This window comes from uncultured Sneathiella sp. (genome assembly GCF_963973085.1).
GTDB lineage: Bacteria > Pseudomonadota > Alphaproteobacteria > Sneathiellales > Sneathiellaceae > Sneathiella.
Genome location: NZ_CAXAXA010000001.1, coordinates 609,929 through 622,723 on the forward strand (window position 1 = coordinate 609,929; position 12,795 = coordinate 622,723).

The window sequence follows — 12,795 nt, forward strand, 5'->3', positions numbered from 1 at the left end:
AAGTTATAGCCAAACTGACTGAGGGAAATCATGAAAGCAATTCTCGACGACCGGCAATGGGCTCACGACCCCAAAAATTTCATGTCCAGCGGCGTTGCGCATCCCAACCCGGAGCAGCCCCGGCGGATTGAAGTCCTGAAAGAGGGCGCGATCGCCGCCGGATGCCGTTTTCAAACGCCCGAGGATCATGGCGCTGGGCCGATTGCAGCGATCCACACGGCCGAATATCTCGTGTTCCTTCGCAATATTTATGAGCGCTGGCGGCGGATTGACGGTGCCTCGGCAGAGGTTATCCCCAATGTTCATCCCGACAGACGGCGCGCAAATTATCCCAAGTCAGCCGTCGGTCAGGCCGGATATCATCAGGCCGATACCGCTTGCCCCATCGCGGCCGGGACATGGGAAGCCGCCTATTGGTCCGCACAAACGGCCCTGACGGGAGCGGATGTGCTGCTGGCCGGAGAGAAAGCCGCCTACGCGCTCAGCCGTCCGCCCGGCCATCACGCTTTCAGCGATTACGCCGGGGGATTCTGCTTCCTGAATAATTCCGCTATCGCCGCGGAGCATCTTCTGCGGGCCGGCAAAAAGCCTGCAATTCTGGATGTGGATGTCCATCACGGCAATGGGACGCAAGGTATTTTCTATGAAAGGGGCGACGTGCTGACGGTCTCCCTTCACGCCGATCCGGACAGATTCTACCCCTTCTTCTGGGGAGGATCTCAAGAGCGAGGCGACGGCGCGGGGCAAGGCTATAACCTCAACCTTCCGCTCCCGCGTGGAACTGGCGATGATGAATATCTAAGAACCCTCGACAAGGCGTTTGAACGAATTCAGGCCTTTGGCGCCGATTGCGTTATTATCGCGCTCGGGCTCGACTCATACGAAAATGACCCGCTTCAGGGCCTGTCGATCACAACGCCCGGTTTCGCCCGACTGGGAAACGCCATTTCGACATTGGAACTTCCCACGCTTCTGGTACAAGAAGGAGGATATCTCTCCAAGGAGCTCGGCGAGAACCTGACAAGTTTTCTAACCGGATTTGAGGCGTAATGACAGCGACAAGCGACATTCTGGTGATTGGCGGCGGGATCGCCGGGATCAGCGCGGCGGCAGAACTTTCCGCAGACGCCAGAGTGACGGTGCTGGAGACGGAAGAGGCAATTGGATACCACTCCTCCGGCCGATCCGCGGCAATCTTTATCCGCAACTATGGAAACGCAACCTTGCGCGCCCTCAATGCCGTGGCGGAACCTGTTTTGAAAGAACCCGCAGGGATTTCAGAAAACTCCCTGCTGTCTCCGCGCGGTGAATTGATGATTGCGAATGAAGACGAACTTGAGGCGCTGGAAAGCTATCTTGAAGGTGCGGAAGGGATGGAAAGAATAAGTCCGGACGAAGCGGTAATCCTCGTTCCCATCCTCCGCCGCGAAAAAATTGCTGCCGCCGCAATTGAACGGAACGCCCAGGATATCGATGTGGACCGAATGCTGCAAGGATATGCCCGGCTATTGCGAAAGCGCGACGGCAAGATCATCACGAATGCTCCAGCCAGAAATATCACTTTTTCCAAAGGTCTCTGGTCTGTTGAAACCCCTGCAGGCAATTTTCAGGCCCCCATCCTGATCAATGCAGCCGGAGCCTGGGCCGATAACGTTGCGGAAATGGCTGGCGTTCGGAAGGTTGGCCTGTCGCCGATGCGCCGCAGTGCCATCCTGCTCCCGTCCCCGCCGGATCATGATATTACAAACTGGCCCCTGTTTGTCACTGCATCCGAGCAATGGTATGCCAAACCGGAAGCTGGCAAACTGTTTGTTTCCCCCGCCGATGAAGACCCGGTGGAACCCCATGACGCCTGGCCAGACGATATGGTGATGGCCGAAGGACTGGACCGCTTTGAAAAGGCGGTGACAGTCCCTGTGACCCGTGTAGAGAAAAGCTGGGCGGGCCTTCGCAGTTTTGTTGCCGACCGAACACCGGTTGTCGGCTTCGATGCCAAAGCGGACGGTTTTTTCTGGCTGGCCGGTCAAGGGGGCTATGGTATGCAGACGGCTCCGGCCCTCGCCTCTCTTACCGCAGCGCTTTGCCTTGAAAAATCCAGTGCGTTATCGCCAAATATCATCTCTGCTTTGAGCCCGGCGCGATTTTCCTCGCGGAAGTAAATCTTCAACATTCAGCACCAACAATTGAATTTGACGGTTGCCCGAAGAAAACATAAAATACTTTTGTCTGGTTCCAATTTGCGAGAACCGGAAACCGGGACATATTGAATGAACAGCAAAGCATTCTGGGCGGTGTTGGTATTTGCCGCAATCGCCATCGGCGGAGGATATTATTACCTCACCGAGCAGGGCATGAGTGCTGCCCCTGCCGCAAATGCCGCCAATAGCACAGCAGAGAAAACCGTCACCGTCGAAGCAGAAAAAGTGACGATAGGTCCTGTGATAGAAGATATTCGGGCAGTCGGCACGCTGCAAGCGAATGAGGCTGTCATCATTTCATCGGAAATCGCAGGACGGGTCGAGAAAATCCGCTTTGATGAAAGTGACAACGTCACCGCCGGAGATGCACTTGTAGAACTGGATGACAGTATTTTAAGGGCCGAGCTGGTCAAGGTGCAATCGGACCTGACACTTGCCAAAACAAATCTGGAGCGGGCCAATAAACTGGCGAAACAGGGAACCGGGACATTACGCGCCCGGGATGAGGCCGTGGCTGCCAATCAGGTCGCGGAAGCCAATTTGTCCCTGGCGCGCGCCCGGCTTGAAAAAGCGACGATTGCTGCCCCTTTTTCCGGCGTGATCGGACTTCGATCCGTCAGTATTGGGGCCTATGTGACGCCAGGAGACCATCTTGTCCAACTTGTCAATATTGACCCGATAAAAGTAGATTTCCGGGTACCGGAACTCTCGCTTTCAAGCCTTCATCCCGGACAGGCAATCCGGGTCACGGTTGACGCCCGTCCCGGCAAGACGTTTGAGGGCGAAATCTATGTCATTGATCCGATCGTCGATGAAAACGGGCGCGCCGTGAGGCTTCGCGCCCGCATCCCGAACCCGGACCAGATTCTCTTTCCGGGCCTGTTCGCCCGCGTTCAGATTATCGTCAATCGCCGTGACAACTCGGTTATTGTCCCAGAATCCGCGATTTTCGCCCGCGACCGTAAGCATTATGTCTACACGGTTGTCGATAACCGCACGGTCCTGACAGAGATCGAGCTGGGTCAGCGCCTCTCCGGTCAGGCGGAAGTGACGAAGGGGCTGGAGGGCGATGCGGTCGTTGTGACAGCCGGTCACCAGCAGGTCAATAACGGCACGCGCGTCGAGATTATCAAGATCGGCGCAGATAGCTGAGATGGACATTTTCGAATTCTTCATCCGGAGGCCGGTATTTTCAACGGTCATGAGCCTGATTGTCATGCTGATCGGGCTCGTCTCCTACATGCAGCTTACTGTCCGCGAATATCCGAATATCGATGAACCGATTGTCTCCGTTCGTACAGACTATCCCGGCGCCAGTGCGCAAATTATCGAAACACAGGTAACCCAGGTACTGGAGGGATCAATCGCCGGGATCGAGGGGATCGAGATCATCAGTTCCAGCAGCCAGCCGGAAGAGAGCCGTATAACCGTGCGATTCCGCCTAGGCGTCGATCCGGACGTCTCGGCGAGTGATGTGCGCGACCGCGTTTCTCGCGTCCGCGGCCGGCTTCCGGCGGAAGTGTTGGAACCTGTCATTGCCAAGGTCGAGGCGGACGCGCAATCAATTATTTATCTTGCCTTTACCAGCGACCGGCACTCCCCGATTGAAATTTCCGATTATGCGGATCGATATGTCCGGGACCGGTTACAAAATATTCCAGGCGTCGCGGAAGTCCGTATTTTCGGAGAGCGGCGCTATGCCATGCGTATCTGGCTCGATCGGGCACGGCTGGCGGCCTACAAGCTCACCGCACAGGATGTAGAGGAAGCCCTGCGCCAGCAGAATGTCGAAGTGCCAGCAGGTCGCATTGAAAGCCTTGACCGGGAATTCACAGTCCTGTCCCGGACCGGACTGGTAACGCCGGAACAGTTTGAGAAAATTGTCATCCGGGATATTGGCGGCCTCCTGATCCGGATCAAGGACATCGCGCGCGTTGAAATCGGTCCGCAGGATGAACGACGGGTCACCCGGTTTAATGGGGATAATGCAGTGATCCTCGGTATCGTCAAGCAGGCAACAGCTAATCCGCTGGATGTTTCGACGGCCATGCAGGAAGTCCTGCCTGCCCTCACCGGCGACCTTCCGGATGGGATGGATGTAACGATCGCCTACGATAAATCGACCTTCATCGACCGGTCGATCAAGGCGGTTTATACAACAATCTCTGAGGCGGTTGCTCTTGTTGTCATAGTGATTTTCTTCTTTCTCCGCACGATCCGGGCGACAATCATTCCACTTGTGACGATACCGGTCTCACTGATCGGGGCTTTCGCGCTCATGCAAATGCTCGGCTTCTCGATTAATACGCTTACCTTGCTGGCGATGGTGCTGGCCATTGGTCTGGTGGTCGACGATGCAATTGTCGTGCTTGAAAATATCCATCGCCATGTCGAGAAAGGCATGGCGCCGGTCAAAGCCGCCATTGTCGGCATCAGGGAGATATCGAGCGCCGTTGTCGCAATGACACTGACGTTGGCCGCTGTATATGTCCCCGTCGCCTTTGCGCCCGGACGCACGGGCACATTATTCACGGAATTCGCGCTGACATTGGCCGGAGCAGTGCTGGTGTCCGGGTTTGTCGCCCTGACACTGAGTCCAATGATGTGCTCCCGGCTACTGAAAGCTCATGAGAAGCACGGTTGGCTCTACAACTTCTTGGAACGCGGCTTGCTGGCCCTGAACAATGGTTACAAGAAAGTGCTGTTGGCAACGCTTCGAATACGACCCGTTGTGGTTATCGTAGCTCTTCTTGTCGCCGGATGGAGCTACTTCCTGTTGACCGGACTGAAATCCGAGCTTGCGCCGATTGAAGATCGGGGCGTTATATTTACCGCAGGAAATGCGCCAGAAGGCTCAACCGTCAATTTCACGGCACGCTATGCCGAAGAGTTTGAATCCCTGCTCGACAAGATACCGGAGGTGCAACATTACTTCGCGATTGTCGGCTCCCGCGCGGTGACGGAGCTCATCTCCTTTTCCCAGCTGACACCATGGGAAGAGCGCGAACGTACCCAGATGGAAATCGTGCGTGGCCTACAGCCCGAACTCAGCAAGATTACAGGCGTTCGTGCCTTTGCCAATAATCCCGGCTCCTTTGGCCAGAGTGCCCGCAGCAAACCGATTGAATTCGTTATCCAGACACCCGAGACATATGAAACCCTGGATGATTATGTGCAGGCATTTCTTGAGGAAGCAGAAAAATATCCGGGGCTCATGAATCTTGACAGTGATCTCAGACTCAACAAACCTCAGCTTGATGTTGAAGTCGATCGGGAGCGTGTTGCCGATACAGGTGCCGGTGTCCTGAATGTCGGGCGAACACTTGAAACATTGCTCGGCGGTCGTCAGGTGACCCGGTTCAACCAGAATGGCGAGCAATATGACGTTATTGTTCAAATGGCTCCCGACGACCGGCGGACGGCGAGCGACCTGAATGACATTTATGTCCGTGGCCGTGATGGAACGCCGATCCAGCTTTCCAATCTTGTTTCAGTGCGTGAAACGGTGGCGCCAAAGGAACTGAATCGGTTTAACCAGTTTCGTGCGGCGACAATTACCGGCAATATTGCGCCCGGCTATTCCCTTGGCGAGGGTCTCGACGCGCTGGAGGCAACAGCAAGACAGGTTCTTCCCCCGACAGCGCGGTATGATTTCGCCGGTGAATCCCGCGAGTTCAAGGCCGCGGGGACAAGCCTTCTGTTCGTGTTCCTGCTAGCGCTCGGCTTTATCTTCCTCGTGCTCGCCGCTCAGTTCGAGAGCTTTGTCGATCCGCTGATTATCATGTTTACTGTCCCGCTTTCCATGACCGGCGCCCTGCTCGCGCTCAATTTAAGTGGCGGTACGTTGAATATTTACAGCCAGGTCGGACTGGTAACGCTCATCGGACTGATCAGCAAACATGGCATCCTGATTGTGCAGTTCGCCAATCAGCTTCAGGACGAGGGCAAATCTATTCATGACGCGGTGGTCGAGGCCGCCGCCCTGCGCCTGCGGCCGATCCTGATGACGACCGGCGCCATGGTGTCCGGCGCCATCCCCCTCGCCCTCGCATCGGGCGCGGGCGCCGAAAGCCGGCAGGAAATCGGCTGGGTGATCGTCGGCGGTATGACATTTGGGACGGTGCTGACCCTGTTCGTCGTGCCAACGGCATACAGCTTGCTGGCCCGCAACCGAAAAAAAGGTAAGCTTGAAGCGAGTAAAGATTCCAGACCCATGACGGATACAGAAGCTCTATCGCATTAAACGGCAACTCCGGATTACTTCCTGATCCCGGATCGCCAAAAACGTTCAGGGTTTATTTTCAGCGTGCCAGCTATCCCGCAACTCACGCTTCAAGACTTTGCCAAGAGCATTTCTCGGAAACTCGTCACAGAAGCGGACAGCTGCGATGCGCTGATGCTTCGCCAGCCTTTCGTTTGACCAGTCAAGTACGGCTTGTTCAGTGGCGCCTGACCTGGGGATGACCAGGGCAACCGGAGTCTCCCCCCATTTTTCATGCGGTATTCCGATCACCGTCACATCCAGCACCCCGTCATTCTCACCGATAATCGTCTCAATATCGGCGGGAAAAATATTCAGGCCACCAGAGATGATCATGTCCTTCTTGCGATCCAGAATATACAGAAACCCGTCCGCATCCAGTTTCCCGATATCGCCAGAGCGCAGAAAACAGCGCCCTTCATGATCCTTCCAGACAATAGCATCCGTCGCGTCGGGCCGGTTATGATACTCCTTCATCATGCCGGCGCCGGTACCGGCAATTTCTCCAACCTCATCGACGCCAAGCTCGTTCCCGTCATCATCGATAATCTTGACATCGAAACCCATGACGGGCGTGCCGACGGACGTGGGCTTTGCGCTCTGCTGATGCGGCCGGTTCATGGACCCAAACCCTTCCGAATAGCCATACAGCTCGTACAGATTGGGGGTGATGCGCCTGATGACGTCGGTTTTCGTATCGGCACGAAGCGGGGATCCCGCACAAAGAACCGATTCAAGGCTGCTCAAATCGGCGGTATTCATTGCCGGATCCGCCAGGGTCTGAATAAACTGGGTCGGGACCATGAAGGTGTGGGTGATTTCCTCATCCTGAATGGTCTTTAGAACAGCTTTCGCGCCGAATTCGGGCATGATATGCACGGTCGCGCCCACGAACAGCGCCGGGAGGATCATAAGCCAGGTCCCGTTGGAGTATAGCGCCGTCGTCGTCAATGCTCTCGTATTCGCATGAAAACGCATCTCTATGGCGTTGCTGTAGGACCAGTGCTGACGCGCCCGGTGCGTCTGGACGATCCCTTTTGGCAAGCCCGTCGTGCCCGAGCTATAGATAATGTTAAACTCATCGGACATGGCATAAGTAACCGAAGGGGTTCCGGTATCGGCATTCTCTACGAACTGTTCGAAAGACAGCCAGCCAGCGCCGTCAAATCCCGCGGAGATAAACCCATTCTCTGGAATATTACTGAGATTTCCGCGTATCGTCTCCAGCCTTTCGCGCACTCCGTCGGATGCAATAACCAGCTTGGAATCGCTGTCATTGATCAGCCCCTCAATCTGCTTTGCCGTCAGAAGACCGCTTAGCGGGACGACACAGGCACCGGCCTTGACGATGCCATACATCACTTCAAGCGTTTCGACGGCATTGCCCATCAGAACCGCGATTTTATCTCCCCGTCCCAGTCCATGTGCCCTGACGGCATTCGCGATACGGTTCAGGTTATTATTGAAATCCCGCCAGCTGCGCCGCACATCCCCGCACACAACGGCTTCCTTGTCTGGAGAAAAGCGGGCATGGGTTGCCCATAGCTCGGGCAGGTATACTTGCGCATCATCAATCGTTTTCATCTGGCCAGTATTTCTTCTTGTTCTTGATTAACTCTGGATCACGAATATCCCGTTTCCCTTCTGCCATATCCGACATTTCCTCGAAGGCACGATCATCCACCATAAGGTCACAGAAAAGGGTTCTTTCCCTCGCAGAACCTTCTTCACCTGATCGGACTGAAACGCCGGTTATCAGATCCTTGATATGCCCGACCGCGCGGGGCGACCGGCGCGCAAGCGTTTGTGCAATTTCCATCGCCTGTGCAAGGACATCCCCCTCCACACAGAGACTGGCGAGGCCAACATCCTTAACCTCACGCGGGCTCATTGTCCGGCCCAAAAGCATCAGTTCTTTCGCTTTGGCCTCTCCGATAAGCCGAGTCATCCGTTGCGTCCCCCCGGCCCCTGGCAGAATACCGAGGTTCACTTCCGGTAGTCCAAGATCATACGGGCCATCTTTTACAAGGCGTATATCGCAAGCCAATGCAAGCTCAAACCCGCCGCCCATGGCCGTGCCATTTATCGCGGCGATGAAGGGTTTCGGCATTGTCTCTATCCGGTCATAACATTTATGGATGAGAGAGGCCGGGACCGGGCGCGCCGGATCAAAAATCAGCTTTTTTGACCGCATGATCTTGCTTCGATCGAGAAGGATACCGACATCGTAATGGCGGATAAAGACATCCGGCTCCCCGCCCGTGAAAACAACAACCCGAATGGAGGCGTCGGCTTCAATCACATCAAGGACGGCGGAAAGCTCGGTTTCCGTTTCCCCATCCATATAGTTATCCGGCGGATTGGAAAAGGAAACAACGGCGACCGCATCTTCTTGTCTTAAGGCAACCCGGCTCATGTCTTCCTCCCTGTAAACAACCACATGACGCCTACTATGCCCTCCAGTTGGAGGTTAAAGCGCACAAAGATGTTTGAAATCCGATTATCTCCCGTCAAGCCAAGTTCATTCTTGGTTGTTTTATATTACATTCGATAATTAAGCTGCATCTGTCAACAGACGAGAGAGGGCCGGGTCACCCCCGGGCACAGCCGATCGACGATAGATAACCCACCCGACTGTCTGTCCATCAGCGAAACTTTCTCTAATTCCGGGGGTAAATGCCGGTTCCGCCGATGCGGCAAGGGCAGACCCGATCAAATATCTTCCGGTTTCACGCCCTTGCTGGCGGTGTCTATACTTCCTTAAGCAAAGACTTGTTCTACGGCTTCCTGCATCGCGCCCACAATCTTGTCGGCTTCCGCTTCGGTCAGGCAAAGAGGCGGTGCAAAGCCGATGATATCGCCCTGCGGCATGGCCCGGGCAATGACGCCGCGCTTCAGCAATGCCCCGGCAACCTTGGCGCCCATCGTCTTTGAGGGGTCAAAGAAGCTGCGTGCCTCCTTGTCCTCGACGAACTCAACCGCGAGCATCAATCCTTCGCCCCGGACATCGCCGACATTTGCGTGATTGGCGATGGCGTTTGTCATGGCCGTCTTGAAATAGCTACCGACTTTGCCGGCATTTTCCACAAGACCCATCTCGTCGATCAGTTTCAGGTTGGCAACCCCCGCCGCGGCGCCGATCGGATGGGCAGAATAGGTCCAGCCATGACCGATTGCCCCGAACTCATCCGTGCCGTCTTCAAGGACTTTCCAGACCCTATCGGAGATGATTGAGGCGGAGAGTGGCGCATAAGCGGACGTCAAACCCTTGGCCGAGGTAATGATATCCGCCTCAATGCCATAATGATCGGACCCGAACATGCTTCCGAGACGGCCAAAGCCGGTTACGACCTCATCCGCGATCAACAGAATATCATACTTTTTCAGGACAGCCTGAATCGCCGCCCAATAGCCGGGCGGCGGCGGCACCAGCCCGCCAGTCCCCAACACGGGCTCCCCGATAAAGGCAGCGATGGTTTCCGGCCCTTCGGCAAGAATGAGCTTTTCAAGCTCGCCCGCGCAATGCGCCGTGAATTCTTCTTCCGACTGCGTCTGGTCTGCACGGCGGAAGTAGTAAGGCGCTTCCGTATGGATAACCTGCGCGAGAGGAAGGTCGAATTTTTTGTGAAACAGCTCAAGCCCCGTCAGCGAACCGGTCATCAGCCCGGAGCCATGGTAGCCGCGCCAACGTGAAATGATCTTCTTCTTTTCCGGCCGTCCGAGGATGTTGTTATAGTACCAGACAAGCTTGATATTGGTCTCGTTCGCATCGGATCCGGACAAGCCGAAATAGACCTTGCTCATGTTCCCCGGCGCCCGGTCCATGATCATTTTCGACAGCGTAATGGAGGCCTCGGTACCATGGCCGACATAGGAATGATAATAGGCGAGTTCCCTCGCCTGCTTGGCAATTGCCTCGGCGATTTCCTGGCGTCCATAGCCGACATTCACGCAGTACAGTCCCGCGAAAGCGTCCAGAAGCTTGTTTCCGTCCCGATCTGTTATATAGACCCCCTCACCTGTAGTAATGATACGATTGGGAACCTCCCCGCGCGCGAACTGTGCAAGATGCGTTGACGGGTGGAAGAAATTCTCCCGGTCCCATAGGCTGAGCTGATCATTTGTAAGCATTTGTCTCTCCTGACTAAAAAGGGGTTATGCCCAATCACGGCATATATATTTGATGTTTGAGAAGGCTTCGATGCCATGGCGTGACCCTTCCCGGCCGAGGCCGGACTGTTTCATCCCGCCAAAGGGAATGGGAGCGCCGGTTATCTTTGTCCGGTTCACACCGACCATGCCAAATTCCAGCGCCCGGCTCATCCGGTAAATGCGGGACGGGTCTTTTGTGTGCAGATAGGCCATCAGGCCGTATTCCGTGTCATTCGCAGTCGCCACAACGTCCTTTTCATTATCGAATGGTGCGATTGCTGCGACGGGACCAAAGGTTTCCTCGCGCATTATCAAAGCGTTGGCCGGAACATCTACCAGAACCGTCGGCTCGAAGAAAAGCGGCCACATATCGGCCAACACGTCACCGCCACAGGCAAGTGTTGCCCCGCAGGCGACGGCGTTCTCAATATGACTTTTCTGTTTGGCGATGGCGGCTTCATTCATCAACGGCCCGATGTCCGGATCATTCATTCCAATGTCAACGACCAGCTCCTTCGTTTTGCGGACAAATTCGGCGCAGAATTCCTCATACACGGGCCGTTCGATAAAAAAGCGGTTGGCGCCGAGGCAATCCTGACCGGAGGTCGCAAATTTCGCCTTGATAGCCTCGTCAACGGCCTTGGGAATATCCGCATCTGCGAACACAATGAAGGGAGCATGCCCCCCAAGCTCCAGACTGAGACGTTTTATGGTCGGCGCGCATTGCTCGTACAGCAACCGGCCAATTTCGGTTGATCCGGTAAATGACAGCGCCCGAACGCGGTGATCTTTTGTCCAGGTTCCGACAATTTCAGCCGGTTCCCCTATAACAACATTGAACACTCCTGGCGGAATACCGGCACGATGCGCAAGTTCGGCAAGGGCCAGAGCGGAAAGCGGTGTTTCCTTGGACGGATGGACAACGACAGTGCAACCAACCGCCAAGGCCGCCGCGGCCTTGCGCGTAATCATGGCTATCGGGAAATTCCAGGGCGTTACCAGCGCCGCAACACCGATCGGTTCCAGCCAGACTTCAATTTCAGCATTTGGAAGATGTGAGGTGACACCGATGATATCCGCGCGCTTCGCCTCTTCGGCGAAAAACTCCGCAAAGGACGCACCATAGCCGATTTCACCCCGGGCTTCAGAGAGAGGTTTGCCCTGCTCAAGGGTCATGATGACGGCAAGGTCATCCTCATGCGCCATCATCAGGCGTCCCCATTCGCTGATCAGGGAGGCACGTTCTTGCGGCAAAAGGCTTGACCAAGCCGGGAATGCCTTTGCGGCGGCATCTACCGCTTCTCCACTTTCAGTCGCGGACAGACTGGAGACGGTTGCAATCTGCTGTCCGGATGCGGGGTTATACACGCCTAACGTCGCCCCATTTTTCGCCGCGCACCATTTTCCGTCAATATAGGCGAATTCCCTCACCAGGCCGGGATCCGACAGAAGATCGAACTCCTCGACAAACTCCTTTTTCTTCACATTGGCTCCCATGAGAACACCTCCGATCGTTCAACAGGTTAGATTTCACACTATTCCTTTTGACGTAGAAGGTGCGTTTGAATTATCCAGCCAAAGCAGAGGTTTTCTCTTAAAAACTGCAGATCAGGAGAGAGTTTCACCTTCCATCACGACGCTCGTATAAATCCAGCGGCGGAATTTGGCTGGATTTCACCGGCTTTGTCACGACGTAGGAATAGTAGCGCCGCAGGCCAATATCGGAGTTGAGCAGTTTGTCGACAAGCCTCTGGTAGGTATCAACGTCAGCACAAAGAAACTTGACAATATAGTCGATGCCACCGCCCACGGCCCAGCACTCAACAATCTCGGGGATTTCCAGAACGGCCTTTTCAAACCTTTCAAAATCAGCCGCACGATGGCTATTGATTTCCGCCTCCATGAAAATAACGGAAATCGAACCGAGGATTTTCAAGGAGATATTGGCGCTATATCCTTCGATGATCCCGGACTGTTCCAGTTTTTTCAGCCGCTCCCAACAGGGCGTCGGCGACAGATTGACATGCGCCGCCAGCTCCGTCTTGGTCATTCGACCATTTTTCTGCAGGACAGACAGAATTTTCAAGTCCCGCTCGTCTAGTGGAGGCGCCATATGAATGTCCAGTTTGCCAGAAGTGATTTCCCAGAATTGTCTTGCATATAAAAACGGTAAATCCTTATATT

9 protein-coding genes are annotated in these 12,795 nt (G+C 55.0%); 4 read left to right on the forward strand and 5 right to left on the reverse strand.

Annotated elements, in window-relative coordinates; all coding sequences use genetic code 11:
• Positions 1-30: 30 nt before the first annotated feature.
• From AACZ19_RS02870 to AACZ19_RS02885, 4 genes are all read left to right on the forward strand, one after another.
• A complete protein-coding gene (locus AACZ19_RS02870) occupies positions 31-1,050 on the forward strand; it encodes a histone deacetylase family protein (protein WP_339630940.1) in 1,020 nt (339 codons plus the stop codon).
• Complete coding sequence (locus tag AACZ19_RS02875) at positions 1,050-2,159, forward strand: FAD-binding oxidoreductase (protein WP_339630942.1); 1,110 nt, start codon at positions 1,050-1,052, stop codon at positions 2,157-2,159. Before AACZ19_RS02870 ends, AACZ19_RS02875 begins: the two co-directional genes overlap by 1 nt.
• Before the next feature lie 108 nt (positions 2,160-2,267).
• Entirely contained in the window at positions 2,268-3,350 is a 1,083-nt protein-coding gene (locus AACZ19_RS02880) for an efflux RND transporter periplasmic adaptor subunit (RefSeq protein ID WP_339630944.1), read from the forward strand.
• 1 nt (position 3,351) lies between these two features.
• Positions 3,352-6,441 carry an efflux RND transporter permease subunit gene (locus AACZ19_RS02885; RefSeq protein ID WP_339630946.1) on the forward strand — a complete coding sequence of 1,030 codons (3,090 nt, stop codon included), beginning with the start codon at positions 3,352-3,354 and terminating at the stop codon, positions 6,439-6,441.
• A gap of 45 nt (positions 6,442-6,486) precedes the next feature.
• Here the strand turns inward: AACZ19_RS02885 and AACZ19_RS02890 are convergent, their stop codons facing one another.
• The 5 genes from AACZ19_RS02890 to AACZ19_RS02910 form a co-directional block, all read right to left on the reverse strand.
• Complete coding sequence (locus AACZ19_RS02890; protein WP_339630948.1) at positions 6,487-8,043, reverse strand: AMP-binding protein; 1,557 nt, start codon at positions 8,041-8,043, stop codon at positions 6,487-6,489.
• Positions 8,030-8,875: an enoyl-CoA hydratase-related protein gene (locus AACZ19_RS02895; protein WP_339630950.1), complete on the reverse strand. Its 846-nt coding sequence runs from the start codon at positions 8,873-8,875 to the stop codon at positions 8,030-8,032. The genes AACZ19_RS02890 and AACZ19_RS02895 overlap by 14 nt, the downstream gene beginning before the upstream one ends.
• 344 nt (positions 8,876-9,219) lie before the next feature.
• Positions 9,220-10,590: an aspartate aminotransferase family protein gene (locus tag AACZ19_RS02900; RefSeq protein WP_339630952.1), complete on the reverse strand. Its 1,371-nt coding sequence runs from the start codon at positions 10,588-10,590 to the stop codon at positions 9,220-9,222.
• Between the two features lie 24 nt (positions 10,591-10,614).
• Positions 10,615-12,108 carry an NAD-dependent succinate-semialdehyde dehydrogenase gene (locus AACZ19_RS02905; protein WP_339630954.1) on the reverse strand — a complete coding sequence of 498 codons (1,494 nt, stop codon included), beginning with the start codon at positions 12,106-12,108 and terminating at the stop codon, positions 10,615-10,617.
• 124 nt (positions 12,109-12,232) lie between these two features.
• Positions 12,233-12,724: an Lrp/AsnC family transcriptional regulator gene (locus AACZ19_RS02910; protein WP_339630955.1), complete on the reverse strand. Its 492-nt coding sequence runs from the start codon at positions 12,722-12,724 to the stop codon at positions 12,233-12,235.
• Positions 12,725-12,795 lie beyond the last annotated feature (71 nt).

Coding starts and splice junctions, on each gene's coding strand:
- AACZ19_RS02870 (WP_339630940.1), top strand. CDS start 31: ATGAAAGCAATTCTCGACGACCGGCAATGGGCTCACGACCCCAAAAAT.
- AACZ19_RS02875 (WP_339630942.1), top strand. CDS start 1,050: ATGACAGCGACAAGCGACATTCTGGTGATTGGCGGCGGGATCGCCGGG.
- AACZ19_RS02880 (WP_339630944.1), top strand. CDS start 2,268: ATGAACAGCAAAGCATTCTGGGCGGTGTTGGTATTTGCCGCAATCGCC.
- AACZ19_RS02885 (WP_339630946.1), top strand. CDS start 3,352: ATGGACATTTTCGAATTCTTCATCCGGAGGCCGGTATTTTCAACGGTC.
- AACZ19_RS02890 (WP_339630948.1), bottom strand. CDS start 8,043: ATGAAAACGATTGATGATGCGCAAGTATACCTGCCCGAGCTATGGGCA.
- AACZ19_RS02895 (WP_339630950.1), bottom strand. CDS start 8,875: ATGAGCCGGGTTGCCTTAAGACAAGAAGATGCGGTCGCCGTTGTTTCC.
- AACZ19_RS02900 (WP_339630952.1), bottom strand. CDS start 10,590: ATGCTTACAAATGATCAGCTCAGCCTATGGGACCGGGAGAATTTCTTC.
- AACZ19_RS02905 (WP_339630954.1), bottom strand. CDS start 12,108: ATGGGAGCCAATGTGAAGAAAAAGGAGTTTGTCGAGGAGTTCGATCTT.
- AACZ19_RS02910 (WP_339630955.1), bottom strand. CDS start 12,724: ATGGCGCCTCCACTAGACGAGCGGGACTTGAAAATTCTGTCTGTCCTG.